Source organism: Dorea sp. AM58-8 (assembly GCF_003464045.1).
GTDB classification, from domain to species: domain Bacteria; phylum Bacillota; class Clostridia; order Lachnospirales; family Lachnospiraceae; genus Claveliimonas; species Claveliimonas ammoniilytica.
In genome coordinates this window covers 206,823-220,705 of record NZ_QSDM01000002.1, presented here as the reverse complement: position 1 = coordinate 220,705, position 13,883 = coordinate 206,823, and the positions used below count along the sequence as shown (strand labels likewise).

At 41.0% G+C, this 13,883-nt stretch carries 14 protein-coding genes and 1 pseudogene; all 15 read right to left on the bottom strand.

Annotation, left to right across the window (positions count from 1 at the left end; genetic code table 11):
* Positions 1 to 80 precede the first annotated feature (80 nt).
* Positions 81 to 530 carry a GNAT family N-acetyltransferase gene (locus tag DXA18_RS02845; protein WP_118382572.1) on the bottom strand — a complete coding sequence of 150 codons (450 nt, stop codon included), beginning with the start codon at positions 528 to 530 and terminating at the stop codon, positions 81 to 83.
* Positions 531 to 539: 9 nt separating this feature from the next.
* Positions 540 to 1,349, bottom strand: coding sequence for a M55 family metallopeptidase (locus tag DXA18_RS02840; RefSeq protein WP_118382571.1), 810 nt, complete (start codon positions 1,347 to 1,349; stop codon positions 540 to 542).
* Complete coding sequence (locus DXA18_RS02835) at positions 1,342 to 2,010, bottom strand: amino acid ABC transporter permease (protein ID WP_118382570.1); 669 nt, start codon at positions 2,008 to 2,010, stop codon at positions 1,342 to 1,344. The genes DXA18_RS02840 and DXA18_RS02835 overlap by 8 nt, the downstream gene beginning before the upstream one ends.
* Before the next feature lie 34 nt (positions 2,011 to 2,044).
* A complete protein-coding gene (locus tag DXA18_RS02830) occupies positions 2,045 to 2,863 on the bottom strand; it encodes a transporter substrate-binding domain-containing protein (protein ID WP_158567079.1) in 819 nt (272 codons plus the stop codon).
* A 10-nt stretch (positions 2,864 to 2,873) separates the two neighbouring features.
* Positions 2,874 to 3,617, bottom strand: a complete 744-nt coding sequence (locus DXA18_RS02825) for an amino acid ABC transporter ATP-binding protein (RefSeq protein WP_118382568.1) — start codon at positions 3,615 to 3,617, stop codon at positions 2,874 to 2,876.
* On the bottom strand, positions 3,604 to 4,689 hold the full coding sequence (locus DXA18_RS02820; RefSeq protein ID WP_158567078.1) for a pyridoxal-phosphate dependent enzyme: 1,086 nt from the start codon (positions 4,687 to 4,689) through the stop codon (positions 3,604 to 3,606). The genes DXA18_RS02825 and DXA18_RS02820 overlap by 14 nt, the downstream gene beginning before the upstream one ends.
* Positions 4,690 to 5,071: 382 nt before the next feature.
* On the bottom strand, positions 5,072 to 5,329 hold the full coding sequence (locus DXA18_RS02815) for a hypothetical protein (protein WP_330424368.1): 258 nt from the start codon (positions 5,327 to 5,329) through the stop codon (positions 5,072 to 5,074).
* 15 nt (positions 5,330 to 5,344) lie between these two features.
* On the bottom strand, positions 5,345 to 6,082 hold the full coding sequence (locus tag DXA18_RS02810; RefSeq protein WP_118382566.1) for an amino acid kinase family protein: 738 nt from the start codon (positions 6,080 to 6,082) through the stop codon (positions 5,345 to 5,347).
* Positions 6,083 to 6,119: 37 nt separating this feature from the next.
* Positions 6,120 to 6,623 (bottom strand): transcription elongation factor GreA, encoded by a 504-nt coding sequence (greA, locus tag DXA18_RS02805; RefSeq protein ID WP_118382565.1) that lies wholly within the window; start codon positions 6,621 to 6,623, stop codon positions 6,120 to 6,122.
* Between the two features lie 129 nt (positions 6,624 to 6,752).
* Positions 6,753 to 7,949 carry an ABC transporter permease gene (locus tag DXA18_RS16545; RefSeq protein ID WP_330424366.1) on the bottom strand — a complete coding sequence of 399 codons (1,197 nt, stop codon included), beginning with the start codon at positions 7,947 to 7,949 and terminating at the stop codon, positions 6,753 to 6,755.
* A gap of 94 nt (positions 7,950 to 8,043) precedes the next feature.
* Positions 8,044 to 9,081 (bottom strand): ABC transporter permease, encoded by a 1,038-nt coding sequence (locus tag DXA18_RS16540; RefSeq protein ID WP_330424365.1) that lies wholly within the window; start codon positions 9,079 to 9,081, stop codon positions 8,044 to 8,046.
* Positions 9,082 to 9,091: 10 nt separating this feature from the next.
* Positions 9,092 to 9,790, bottom strand: a complete 699-nt coding sequence (locus DXA18_RS02795; RefSeq protein ID WP_118382564.1) for an ABC transporter ATP-binding protein — start codon at positions 9,788 to 9,790, stop codon at positions 9,092 to 9,094.
* A 272-nt stretch (positions 9,791 to 10,062) separates the two neighbouring features.
* Positions 10,063 to 11,343, bottom strand: a complete 1,281-nt coding sequence (locus DXA18_RS02790) for a dicarboxylate/amino acid:cation symporter (protein ID WP_243007003.1) — start codon at positions 11,341 to 11,343, stop codon at positions 10,063 to 10,065.
* Between the two features lie 11 nt (positions 11,344 to 11,354).
* Positions 11,355 to 12,185: a dTDP-4-dehydrorhamnose reductase gene (gene rfbD / locus DXA18_RS02785; protein WP_118382562.1), complete on the bottom strand. Its 831-nt coding sequence runs from the start codon at positions 12,183 to 12,185 to the stop codon at positions 11,355 to 11,357.
* A gap of 108 nt (positions 12,186 to 12,293) precedes the next feature.
* Positions 12,294 to 13,876, bottom strand: a pseudogene (locus DXA18_RS02780) (glucose-6-phosphate isomerase).
* Between the last annotated feature and the right edge of the window lie 7 nt (positions 13,877 to 13,883).

Genomic DNA, 13,883 nt, shown 5'->3' with positions numbered 1-13,883 from the left:
TGTCAGAGAATTTTCCCTAACAGACGTGGATCAAGGCATCGCCTAATACAGTGTTATTATACTTGTATATGTGCAATAATTCAAGAGAGCTTTTTCACCATAATCTCAGGTTCACATCCATGAAGATATCTGGAGCAGGTACTACAATCAGAAATGGCCGGAGCCTTTTCTCTCTGCAAAATTTCGAATCCCAACTTTTGGTAAAAGTCAGGAATTTTAGCATTTAAAAATACTTTATCGACACCTCTGCGTTCTGCCTCATTAAGAATTTCCCGCACAAGCAACACACCGAGTCCGTTTCCACGATACTCCTTTTCTACTGCAACAGCTTTCATCACATATACATTTTCTGTATACACCAACACCGCCGCACCTACTGTTTTTTCTGTACGGCAGTCTTTCAACTCAAGACATGTAATTAGACCTTCCGGGCATTCTTCATTTTCATCAATTTCTAACCCTGCCCGCACAAAAAGTGGTATAAACTGCTGATATGCCATTGTATGAATTAATTCTATTTTTTCATCCATAATCTATCCTCAAATAAACACAAAGGCTCGTAAGATTTCATAAAAATCATTAGTTGTATATTCAATAGTCTTCGGTGCCGTACAAATACACCCTGGATAATACGAATTCCGAACCGCATCACTATGACTGTAATATACAATTTTTAAATGAAATTCATCTGGCATTTCTCCACGCAAAAACGGTTCACTCATGCCTATTACAGTTTCCCTTAATAAACTTTTAACTTTCTCCGGTGATCTGGTGATTACAGATCCACCTCTGCCTTCTTGTACAGCTACCGTATATATACTTTGATCATATACTTCTATTTCCTGGCATAGTGCATAATCGCCACTGACCAACGCAATAGGAACCCCTGTCATTAATGCCGTATAATAACTAAGTACAAATTCTGATATCTTAACTCCGTTTAATTCAACAGATGAATATTTTCTGGAATTCAATGTATGAGCAAGTGGTGCTCCACCTGTTCCTGCTCCGCTGTGATACCCTATCAACACTGCAAAATCATAAGAATCATCTAATTCCTGCATCATACCGTAAGGTCCATCATCCCATCCGGATATAATGCTGCAATTCTCTGGAAATGCTGTGATATCCAGATTGTTTCCTGTGGCATGAGCATCTTTTATCATGATCTCACAGGATTCATATCTTTCATTCAGAGACTCTACTACTGCCAGCACCTCTTCTGTCATAATCCTGCACTGTCTATTATATTCTTCTGTACCTTTTCTGCCTGCTTCCCACAAAAAAGCCCCTGCAGTTCCTTCAATATCAGCACTGATAAATATTCTCTTTTTATTACCATTATTCAAAGCTTCTGTTCATCCTCTTTTCCAATAGTTTTAACAGCTGTTCAAGAATAACCACGAGTACCCAATACATAAGAATCAAGCCGCAATATCCTTCGAAAAAGCGTAATGTAGATGCCGAATACAATTGTGCTGCTGCTGTAATTTCTATCACTCCAACCGTAAATGCCATTGATGTACCCTTTAAGATATCTACAAAACTATTAGCCAATGCCGGTATCGCGACTCGGATTGCCTGCGGAATTACAATAAGCCTCACAACCTGTTTCTCTGTATATCCCAAAGATCTTCCTGCTTCCAGTTGTCCTTTGTCTACAGAAAGCAAAGCTCCTCTCAGAGCCTCCTTTATATACGCTGAGTTATTCAAACTCATCGTAACAATCGCAGAAGTGAATCCTGTAATGCAAATCAGCGATGGTATAATATTCGGAAGACCAAAATAAAAGAAAAACAATTGTGCGACTAACGGCGTTCCTCGAAAGAATGAAGTATATACTTTTATAAACCCCTGCACATATTTCACATGAAAAAATTCACAAAATGCCATCACCGTAGCAATTGCAAGCGAAATAATCAGCACGCTTACTGACAACAGCATCGTTGTCGGCATTGCTTCAAGCATAGCCTTCAATACATTTAATACACCTTCAACACTAAATCTCATACATGATTCCTCTTCTGCTTTTTATAATAACTTACTATTCTACAGAATCCTCTGTTGTAATGTCCATGTTAAACCATTTTTCAGAAATCTTCTTTAAAGTACCATCTTCTCTCATCTCAGTAAGTGCTTTATCAAACTCTTTGCAGAGTGCTTTTCCTTCCTCCGTTTTTGGGAATGGATATGCGTACTTCTGATAATATCCTGTTTCACCTACAATCTTAAGATCATATTCACCTTCATTAATCTGAACGGTCAGAGACGGTTTACCACCAATCCAAAGTGCAACTCTTCCATTTTCTACGTCTGTAATAGAAATTCCTTCGTAGTATTCAGGCTTCAGTGTTACTCCAAATTTCTTCTGTACCTGATCCAACACTAATTCATCAGATGATCCTACTTCTACAACGATGCTCTGTCCATCAATATCTTCCATGGAGTTTATTTCATCATTAGAACTCTTAGTTGCCAGTACCATTGGATTATAAATATATGGCTGAGTAAATTCATATTTATCGATACGTTCATCTGTAATTGTAATAATATCAGCAATGGTATCTACTCGCCCTGCATCAAGTGCCCCAAATATACCAGACCAGTCTACTGCTTCCATTTCAATCTCGTAGCCAGTTCTCTTGCTGATTTCTTCCATCATATCAGCTTCATATCCTACGATTTTTCCATTTTCAGTATAAGTCCATGGATACATATTTCCTTCTGTTGCTACCTTCAGTGTTTTTTTGCTGTCATCAGCCGCTTTTTCCTCCGACTTTGCATCTTTTGTTCCACCAGAGCAGGCAGACAGAATCATTGCTCCAGTCATTAACAGTGCAAATAACATGCTTTTTCTCTTCATTTTCTTCCTCCTATAAATCATCTAGACTGATCGCCTGCAGAAAATTCCTCAGTCGCACATTTTCAGAATTTTCGAACAGTTCTTTTGTTGAACCTTCTTCCTGAATTACTGCATCATCAAGGAACACAATCTTATCCGATATCAGTTTGGCAAACTGCATCTCATGCGTCACGATTACCATCGTCTGCTTTTGATCGGATAATCTTTTTATAACTCTCAACACTTCCTTGACTAATTCCGGATCCAGGGAAGATGTAGGTTCATCAAACAATATTACTTTAGGCTCCACTGCCATGGCTCTTGCGATTCCGACCCTCTGCTGCTGTCCACCTGACAGCTTTCTGGGATACTGCCCTGCTTTTTCTTCAAGCCCTACCATCTGCAGCAACTCTACTGCCCTTCTCTTCGCATCCTCTTTATTCATCTTCTTTGCATGAATCAAAGGATCTGTTATATTTTCCAAGACTGTACGATGCTGAAACAGATTATAGTTCTGAAAAACCATCGAGCTTTTCTGGCGAAGCTTCCATGCTGTCTTAGACGTCATCGTTTCATAATCATAACTCTCTCCATCTATGGCAATCGTTCCTTTTTGAGGCTCTTCCAGATAATTAATGCATCTTAACAATGTTGATTTACCAGCCCCGGAAGGTCCGATGATTGCAACCGTCTCTCCGTCCTGAATATCTAAATCAATGCCTTTTAGAACTTCTAATTTTCCAAAAGATTTATGTAAGTTTCTAATTTGTATCATTTTTCCACCTGTCTATTATCTGTGATCTGTCATTTCTATATCTGACCATATTGCTGTTAAAAATCCCCGGCGTACCACCCGAATGAACAATCAATACATTATCATCCTGATGTAATTTCTGATCTTTTATATATTTCAGAGCTCCATTTACAATCTTTCCTGAATACACCGGATCTAAAAATACACCTTCATATCTTGCAATCGTCTCGATTACATGCATCGTCTCCTCATCCGGAATAGCATATCCCAGATTTACGCTGTTCTGCAGAATCCTGATATCCTCTTTACCCACAGGATTGGGACAGCCTAGCAAATCCGTTGTCTTTGCGATCAAATCTAAAATAAACTGTGGTTTACTCGGATTCATCTCTTCAATACCAACTCCGGCTGCTATCGTACCTGGCATATATAACTTTGTTCCAAGCAGAGTACCTCCATAAGTACCTCCAGAACCATTTCCAGAGAAAATATATTTAAATTTCACCTGTGTCTGTTCCGCAATTTCTTTTACACAATCCACATATCCACAGATTCCAACCGGCGTACTGCCTGCAGACCGCACATAATACACATCTTTTTCAGTATACTGATGCTCTTTCATATATACAGTCATTTTCCGACCGACCGCTTCATCCAGTGCTTCCTGTGATCTCCGATCTTTTTCACTCACCGTCAATTCCGGATCTTCCATAATATCTGCCACATCTACGAATACAATTTCACAGCCTATATAATCATCCAACAGAAGATTACCGCTTAGGCATTGTTCCTCACCGCTTTCTTCTATTAAAAGAAACAATACGCACTGCATTCCTGTCTTAGATGCAGAAAGTGCTGTCAGCATGCCATGATTCGTTTGAAGTGAGCCACTTGCCACAATTACTTTTGCTTTTTTCTTCTGTGCATCCGCAAGAATATACTCTAACTTGCGAAGCTTATTCCCGCCAAATCCAACTCCCAACAGATCATCTCTCTTTAAAAAAATATTACACCCATACTCTTCACTGATTCGGTTCAGTCTTTGTATAGGTGTTGGTTTAAGAGTAAGATTCATTTTAGCTAATGTATGCATATTTTGACCTCTTCGATTATTGTTTACCGCTGTCATTTATTTTTTCAAAGTAGCAGACTGTTTTTTTAGTATAACATCTCCGTCATTTTTCGACAAATCGTTATTTGTTATATATGTACTTATTTATAGAGTTTATCTATATACTTTTTGTGCAATTTCCACGTTTGAATACTGTATGCATATCCATTTTCATCGGCTCAATGAACATTAACTGCCATATAGAAATTCATACACGATTTCTGCATAGCAATCTATTGCATAAAAACATCGCCAGCCATAACCTGGCTGACGATACAAAAAATTTATTATTTTAAATCTTAAGCTTTTAACAATTTACTTCTCCAATTTTTCAATCTTGCGACTATGTCGTTTTGTTTTCTTGTCATAGTTTATTCCAGCAATAATCAAAGTTCTGAATTGCAGTAAATACCTCTTTCCAGTCCATTGTACTGATTGCATTTACATATTCTTTTGCCACTTCCCGATTTGGGATTTCTACTGTAGTGTGTACACTGTCATATGTCAAATAACCAAAATGAACCAAAAGTGTCAAAATATCATCTTTCGAAGAAAATGTTGTCATATCATTACTGAATGTTCCGAAATTCCGATCCAGGATTGAGATAACTACCCATGGCACATTCCTCTATTCTTTTTATTCATCCAATTCTAACTCATGCGGATACAGAATATCTTTTTCTTTGATAATGATGGTTCCGACACCTGCTTTGCTGAAAAATTCCAGAATCAGTGCGTGTGGTATACGTCCATCTACCAGATGTACACGGTTTACCCCCTGTTCGACTGCACGGAATCCGCGTTCTACTCTGCTTATCACACCTTCTGTCACTTTTCCCTCATCCAGCAGCTGATGGACTTCATCTACGGTAAGTCTCGGATACACCTTAGTGCGTTCCACATCCTTCCAGATACCTCTGTGGGATGACAGATAGACTAACTTATCCGCCTTTAAGCCGACCGCCACTTCTAATGATGCATCTTTCGGATCAATCAATTCATATTCATTATCAATATCGTTCGGTACGATAACCGGGATAAAATCATTATCTAATGCCATATGCAGCGTATCCAGATCCATGCCACAGATACCGATGGCTTTCACACCGCACAGCTCAATCAGCTTGGCAATCCTTTTATTCTCACGGAACTTGTCCGCTCCCATCGGCGTATCATGTACTACAACCGGCCGCATGCCAACTGTCTTGAGCAGTGCAATATCTTTCATCAGTGTCTGCTCATCAATCGGACTTAAATACTTACGGCAGCCATACTCGATTACCACAATTTTATCACTGAAATCCCGGATATACGGTAATGCCTGTATCAGGAACTCTGCCTTTGGTTCTACCTGATCATATAATTTCTGATCCATAGTGTCTTATTTTCTCCTTTATCGTATTCTTTATATCCTAGAATTTACGAATCGTATCTTCTTCGCTTTCTCCTGTTTTATCTATCTCTTTGATTACTACATAATATCCGGCTCCCGGCTGTACTTCGATATACACCCTGTCACCTTCTTTGTGTCCAAGCAGTGCCTTCCCCATCGGTGATTCAATGCTGATGCGTCCATTCAGTGAACTTCCCCTGACCGAGGTTACCAGCTTATATACTTCCGTCTCATCATCATCCTCACAGTAAAGAGTTACCGTATTGTTGATACCCACTTCATTATCCGCAGATGAATCATCGATTACTTCCGCAGTCTTCAGCATACGCTCCAGATAACGGATACGGCTCTCATTCTGATTCTTATCTTTTTTTGCCGCATGATATTCAAAATTCTCGCTCAGATCACCGTGCGCTCTGGCTTCTTTGACCGCCTCGATCGCATTCTTTCTGACCACAAGCTTCCGATACTCGATCTCTTCCTGTATCTTCTCTACATCACTTTTTGTCAATTGCTCCCGCATGATTACTCCCTCTCCTTCCATACACTATCCTAATGTTAGCATAGTTTCCGATTGATTAAAAGCTTGAATCCCTTCTGAAATTGCAAAAAGAGCACCTCTTTCGAAGTACTCTTTCTGCCTTACAGCTTCTTATTCTACATTTTTCAGTGCATCTGTCATCGGAATCCGTTTCACCTTCCGTATCTGGAATAATGCTACCAGTGCATAGGCAATCACTCCTGCCGCAAACATTTTCACAAAGGTAATCTCTGGTACATAATATGGCAGCCATCCGGAAAACTGAGCAAATGCAGCTTTACATATCTCCTCAATCGTAATATTTGCCAACGGAATTGTAAGGATCAACGACAATACTACTACAATGGTCGTTGCTGTGATATACAAACGGTTAATTTCATGATTCGTGTATCCCAGGATCTTTGCCATGGATATGGACTGGGCATTCTTTTCGATAATGATCTTGGACAACAGGTAAATGATAAGTACAAACATGATCACACCAAATCCCTGGAATAATACCATCATATTTCCCATAGATACTTCCAACTGTCTGCATGTCTTATCCAGATCGTCTTTGGTCATGACCGTCGATACCATTTCATCACTGATATCCGTAATCTTCTTATCAGAGAAATATCCGTTAAAGTATCCTTCCTGTTTATTGAATACTTTATTATACTGATCCTGTTCCATAAAGACTGCAATGGATGCCGGATATGTATAAATTCCCGCTATCTTAAATGTATAATCGTTATCATCATACGGCTCATCCAGTGTAACACTGTCACCCACATGTATATTGTGTTTTTCCGCAAATGCATTGGATATATAAATATCATCCGGATTCTGGAATTCAATGTCCACATACGCACTGCCCGGGCTGACTCCATATACCATAACATCTTCGCTTTTCAGCTTGCCTTCCTGTGTCTTTAATGTATTTATGCTGTATTTTTCTGCCCCTTTTGTGGACGTAGCCAACAGTGAATCTGTATAAAATTTATATAACACATTGGTCATCGTGCCATCCGGTGCATCTGAGAATTCTTCACTATCCATATCCTGAAGCACATACTGATATTTACATAGCATGCTATGTGTTATATCCTGTTCAAAGTGAGCTAAGAGCGGACTGAACATCAAGCCGAATAACAGGATCAGATTGGCAAAAAATACACCGACAAATATCGTAATATAGTTCGGTACATTCTGGAAAATGATTCTGAACCGGAATCTTGTAACAAAATGAATCCGACTGCTCAGATGTACGATCTTTTTCTTTTTTCGTCTGCTGAGATCTCTCCGCATAAATTTGAGCGGTGACATCGACAGCTGCTGCGCAAGGTCACGTAGTTGATCAACATCAGGATCAGGATCGGAACCAATGTTGTTTTGATAAACGCATCTGCACTCCATATAGTCACATAGGTCGCAGACTGTAACTGCCGTAATACATGGCAGCCATATAACCTTTCAGTACAGTATAGCCCAGTATATTTCCGACTACTGCCGCAGCTAACATCACGATCACCGGCATCGTCATATAATGCCGGATCAGTTCTCGTTTTGTATATCCGGATGCCCGAAGTGTACCGATAACAGTCGCTTCTTTGGATATCGTATTACTGGTAGTAATCGCAAATACGAATGCAATAATTGCTACTACGATATACAGAAAAGCAGTAAACATCGCACTGTCTCCTCCCATATCGTCACCCGTAAATATAATTGCCTGATTGACGAATTCCGGAATATAATTCACAATCGTTCCTCTTTTTGCCAGTTTTTTCAGAAAATCTTCTCCCATTGTCTTGGCTTCTGTATCATTTTTCGGTGGATCATTATATTTCCAGGCATAACTATAGTGAATATGTGTGTCGTCTAATGTAGTAAAGCCATCTTCTGTCATAATTGCTACCCCGAATTTGGTTGCATCAAACATCATATCCGATGTATTGGAAAACAAAGCGCTGTAGTCAGACAAGGCTACAAGTCCGGTGATTTTTAATGACTGCTTACCGACTTTCAGATCATCTCCAACCTTCAATTCATTATTATCTGCATACATACGGTCAATTGCGATCTCATCTGCCTTCTCCGGCATCTTTCCCTGCATCAGACAAACCTTATCAACATCTGTACGAGGTTTGAAGATTCGAATCGTACTGTCTACATCTTTCGTCTCTTCTTCAATATAATAATTCGGATATACAGTTACGCCATCCTGTTCGATTTTCTGCAGCGTACCATCTGACGCTTCTTCATCCAGTTCAAAATTACCATCTTCGATATTATACTTTTCAAAGCTCTGTTCATATGCCTTAAGCATACTTCCATCGGCCACCAGGAACCCGGACACCAGCGCGATCATCCCTGCCAGAAAAATAAACAGTACAAGATATTTACCAAATTCGCTTTTCAGTTCTCGCGGAAGCCTTTTATTCAGTGGATTCTTCATCGCTCACCACCTACCATTCCAGATCCATTGCAGGTATCTTGTGCTCATTCATATAATTCGTGCGGATCACTCCATCACGAAGTTTTACAACCCGGTCAGCCATATGCTCAATTTCCCCATTATGGGTAACCATCACGACCGTATTACCGTATTTCTTATTCACATCTTCGATCAGCTGTAATATTTCCTTGGATGTATGGTAATCCAGCGCACCTGTAGGCTCATCACACAACAGAATATCCGGATTTTTCACAATTGCTCTTCCAATTGCGGTACGCTGCTGCTGTCCTCCTGATAACTGATTCGGTAATTTATTCCGGTGTTCATACAATCCAAGCGTCTTCATCAGATCATCGACATCCAGCGGATTGTCACTTAAGTATGCACCAACTTCTATATTTTCCCGGATACTCAGATTCGGGATCAGATTATACATCTGAAACACATATCCCAAATGCTTTCTCCGATATAAAGTCAGTTCTTTCTCTGACATATCACCCGTCCGTTCCCCATCGATAGCAATGTATCCGTCATCTGCCTGATCAATCCCCCCCAGGATATTCAACAGCGTAGACTTACCCGATCCTGACGGTCCCAGAAGCACGCATATCTCTCCTTTTTCCATACTCACATCAATGCCTTTCAGCACATTTACACGACTTTCTCCATCGCCAAAATGCTTTGTAATTCCTTTGATCTCTAAAAACATAACTCTTCCTCTCCACAAATTAGTTGCAGCTAACTATACATCAAAAATCGATTAGGCCGACACCTACTCGACGTGCAAGCAATGTCATCTCGCCTGTCGGCTCGATGAACATTGGCCGCCATATAGAAATTCGTGCAAGCACGATTTCTGCATAGCAGCTTATTGCACAAAAAAGGTGGTTAGTACCTACTAACCACCTTTATCATATACAATCTGATACCAAATTGCAAGTCTTTTCATTATGTCCCAGTTTTATTCACATTTCTAAATTCCTAGTTCTGCTTTTTCAGATCAGCATTAAAAATGTCTCTGTCAAGCAGCTTATTCTGGTGTGCTATGATTGTCGTACACACAGCATCTCCGGTAATATTAACTGCCGTACGGCTCATATCCAGAATACGGTCGATTCCCATGATCAGACCGATTGCTTCTACCGGGAGTCCTACCGATGCAAATACCATCGACAGCGTTACCAGACCGACTGACGGCACACCCGCAGTTCCGACTGAAGCAAGCGTCGCTGTCAGGATAACGGTTGCATAATCTGCCGGTTTCAGCACAATTCCATACGCCTGTGCCGCAAATACAACCGCCACGCCCTGCATGATCGCTGTTCCGTCCATATTAATGGTTGCTCCTAACGGAATGGTAAAAGAACTTACCTTTCTGGATACTCCAAGCTTCTCGTCCAGGGTCTCAATAGACAACGGAATCGTTGCGTTTGATGTTGCTGTTGAAAATGCGAAGCTCATAACCGGAGCAAATTTCTTCAGGAACTTCATTGGATTCAGACCAGTCAATACCTTCATCAAAATCTGATATACACCAAAGCATTGAATTGCAAGCGCCAACAATACTCCGATCATGTATTTTGCAAGTGGCAAAAATGCACTGAACCCAATTCCGGAAAATGTCTTTGCAATAAGACAGAATACGCCGATCGGAGCTGCAAGCATGACCGTGCTTGTCATTTCCATCATCACATCATTAAACTGAGAGAAGAAATTAGCCACCGTATCCACACGTTCTCCAAGCTTTGCGATCAGAATTCCCACAAATAACGCAAACACGATAACCTGCAGCATTTCTCCGGTTGCCAGTGCTGCGATTGGGTTCTCCGGAATGATATTCAGGATTGTATCTGCGGTACTGACCGCCTCTGCCGTCGATGTCTCAACAGCTTCCATTCCCGAAATATCCAGACCAATACCCGGATTGATCAAATGTCCTACAGCAAGGGCCACGCTGATCGCAAGGGCTGTAGTCACCAGATAAAACAGTAACGCCTTCACACCAATCTTTCCAAGACTTTTCGTATCACCCATTGCCATACTTCCGCATACCAATGAACAAAATACCAGTGGAACTACCAACATTTTCATCAAACGGATAAATCCGTTACCAATTACATAGAATATCCCATTTACAAATACAGTGTCTTTCACATAGCCAGACGGTACAACGTAATGCATGAGTACACCACACAGACATCCCAGAATCAATGCTGCAAATATCTGCGTCGTGAGACTGATTTTTTTCTTTTTCTCTTTCACTGTCTTTCTCCTTATCTCATTTCTTTCAAGAATTCCTGCAGGCTCTCTTCCCAGTCTGCCGGCTCTTCCAGTCCGCAGATACGCAGCATCATGTTATCTAAGAGTGAGTACACCGGACGTACATGCTTCTGTCCTGCTGTCTCTTTCACCTCGATATCTTTTCCAGTCAGTTCTTTTAACTTAACTGCATACTCATATCGGCTGACCGGACCTCCGGTACACACAATATGGAAAATGCCATAATTCGTACCGTCTATCAGATTCATGATCACCTTCGCCAGTTCTTTTGCACTGGTTGGTACTGCGCATTCATCAGAAGCCACTTCAATCCTGCCATCTGCCTCCAGAAATTCATGTACAAAATCTGCGCCTGTTCCATACACCCAGGATGAACGGATAATGATATGTCTGGTACACAGACTACTGACCATCTGCTCTCCTGCAAGCTTGGACTTGCCGTAAATTGATCTCGGCACCGGATTATCGAATTCGTTATACGGAACTTCGCTGTCGCCATCAAACACATCATCCGTAGACATCTGGACCAGCTTGGCACCCAGACGTTCTGCCGCGGTCGCAAGATTTCTTGCACCAATTGCATTCACCTTATACGCTTCTTCCGGATTTGCTTCACATTCTGACGGATTTGTCAATGCTGCACAGTTGATAATAACCGTCGGGCGATTCATTTCTGCATAGAGACGCACTGCGTCCATATCTGTCACATCGACATCTTCTTTATTCGTACACAGTACATGATATCCGTGTTCCGGAAGTACTTTATGGAGCGCTGTCCCTACATGACCATCTGCTCCCGTAATCCAAATCATATTTTTCGACATAATCTTTCTCCTTTTGCGAACTCAGAAAAGTCCAAACAACACAAATACGATTGGTCTCATGTTTTGCTGTCTGGACTTTTATAAATGTTACTATTATTATCTTTTCATTTAAAAGATTCCAAGTAATTTACTGTATTCCGTGAGTGCTCCATCTGTCTCTTTTGCAAGCACTTTCTTCGCAAGCACCTTACCGAGCTGAACGCCTTCCTGATCAAAACTGTTGATGTTCCATACAAATCCCTGGAACATTACTTTATTTTCAAAATGTGCAAGCAGTGTTCCCAGTGTCTCCGGGTTCAGCTGATCACCTACGATGATACTTGATGGTCTTCCGCCCTCAAAGTATTTGTTACGGTTCTCATCATCCTTACCGCAGGCAAATGCCATAATCTGAGCTGCTACATTTGCACAGAGTTTCTGCTGGCTCGTACTTCCCTGGATCACTACATCATTGTCCATCTGATTATGCTTAAATCCCACAAATTGAAGTGGAATAATTCCTGTTCCCTGATGCAGGAGCTGGTAGAACGAATGCTGACCATTTGTTCCAGCTCACCGAAAATCGCCGGTCCTGTCACATAATCAATCTTTTCTCCAAAACGGTTCACACTCTTACCGTTAGACTCCATATCCAACTGCTGTAAGTGTGCCGGGAAACGGCTTAATCCCTGCGAATAAGGAAGCACTGCTGTAGAACTGTATCCAAGGAAATTACGCTCGTAAACGCCGATCAATGCATCTAACATTGCCGGGTTCTTCTTAATGTCTGCATTCTTTGCAAGCTCATCTTCCTCTGCACATCCCTTCAAAATTCGTCCGAATACTTCCGGTCCAAACGCCAGTGAAAGGATCACGCCACCAACAGCTGATGTAGAGGAATATCTTCCTCCGATAAAGTCATCCATATAGAAAGAATCGAGATAGTCTGCATTACCCGCGAGTGGTGAAGTCTCACTTGTAACGGCAACCATGTGCTTAGACGGATCGAGTCCTGCACTTGTAAGAGCATTTTTAACAAATGCTTCATTTGTCAATGTCTCAAGAGTTGTTCCTGACTTTGACACAAGTACAAAAATTGAATGAGCAACATCAATAGATGCAAGCACTGCTGATGCATCATCCGGATCAACATTGCTGATGAATCTGGCTTCCATCTTATGGGTGCCATTGACCTTTGCCCAGTTCTCAAGGCTTAAATATAACGCACGAGGGCCAAGGTCACTTCCGCCGATACCGATCTGTACTGCTGTAGTGAATTTCTCACCATTCTCATTCACAATCTCACCGGCATGTACTTTATTAGCAAATTCAGCCGCTCTTGTCTGCTGGGCAACATAGAATTCTCTCTTATTAATACCATCAGCCACAACATCATCACCAAGCTGTCCACGTGTCAGCTGATGAAGAACCAGTCTCTTTTCACCTGTGTTAATTACAGCACCGTTGTACAATGCTTTATATTTATCTGCAAGTTCTGCCTCATCAGCGAGCTCCTGCAAAACTTCAAGTAATTTATCATCAACCTGCTTAGCAGCATAACAATATGTCATTCCGCCGGCCATCGGCATCTGATATTCTTTTACACGTTTTGCACCATTCTCTCCGGCCATGAGTTCTTTTACATTGACAGGTTCTTTCATTGCTTCAAGTTTTTTATAAGACTCAAGCAAGTCAAAATTCTTCCATTCCATCTTAATC

Coding starts and splice junctions, on each gene's coding strand:
- DXA18_RS16545 (WP_330424366.1), bottom strand. CDS start 7,949: ATGTCACCGCTCAAATTTATGCGGAGAGATCTCAGCAGACGAAAAAAG.
- greA (WP_118382565.1), bottom strand. CDS start 6,623: ATGCGGGAGCAATTGACAAAAAGTGATGTAGAGAAGATACAGGAAGAG.
- DXA18_RS02810 (WP_118382566.1), bottom strand. CDS start 6,082: ATGGATCAGAAATTATATGATCAGGTAGAACCAAAGGCAGAGTTCCTG.
- DXA18_RS02830 (WP_158567079.1), bottom strand. CDS start 2,863: ATGAAGAGAAAAAGCATGTTATTTGCACTGTTAATGACTGGAGCAATG.
- rfbD (WP_118382562.1), bottom strand. CDS start 12,185: ATGTCGAAAAATATGATTTGGATTACGGGAGCAGATGGTCATGTAGGG.
- DXA18_RS02795 (WP_118382564.1), bottom strand. CDS start 9,790: ATGTTTTTAGAGATCAAAGGAATTACAAAGCATTTTGGCGATGGAGAA.
- DXA18_RS02845 (WP_118382572.1), bottom strand. CDS start 530: ATGGATGAAAAAATAGAATTAATTCATACAATGGCATATCAGCAGTTT.
- DXA18_RS02835 (WP_118382570.1), bottom strand. CDS start 2,010: ATGAGATTTAGTGTTGAAGGTGTATTAAATGTATTGAAGGCTATGCTT.
- DXA18_RS16540 (WP_330424365.1), bottom strand. CDS start 9,081: ATGAAGAATCCACTGAATAAAAGGCTTCCGCGAGAACTGAAAAGCGAA.
- DXA18_RS02825 (WP_118382568.1), bottom strand. CDS start 3,617: ATGATACAAATTAGAAACTTACATAAATCTTTTGGAAAATTAGAAGTT.
- DXA18_RS02820 (WP_158567078.1), bottom strand. CDS start 4,689: ATGCATACATTAGCTAAAATGAATCTTACTCTTAAACCAACACCTATA.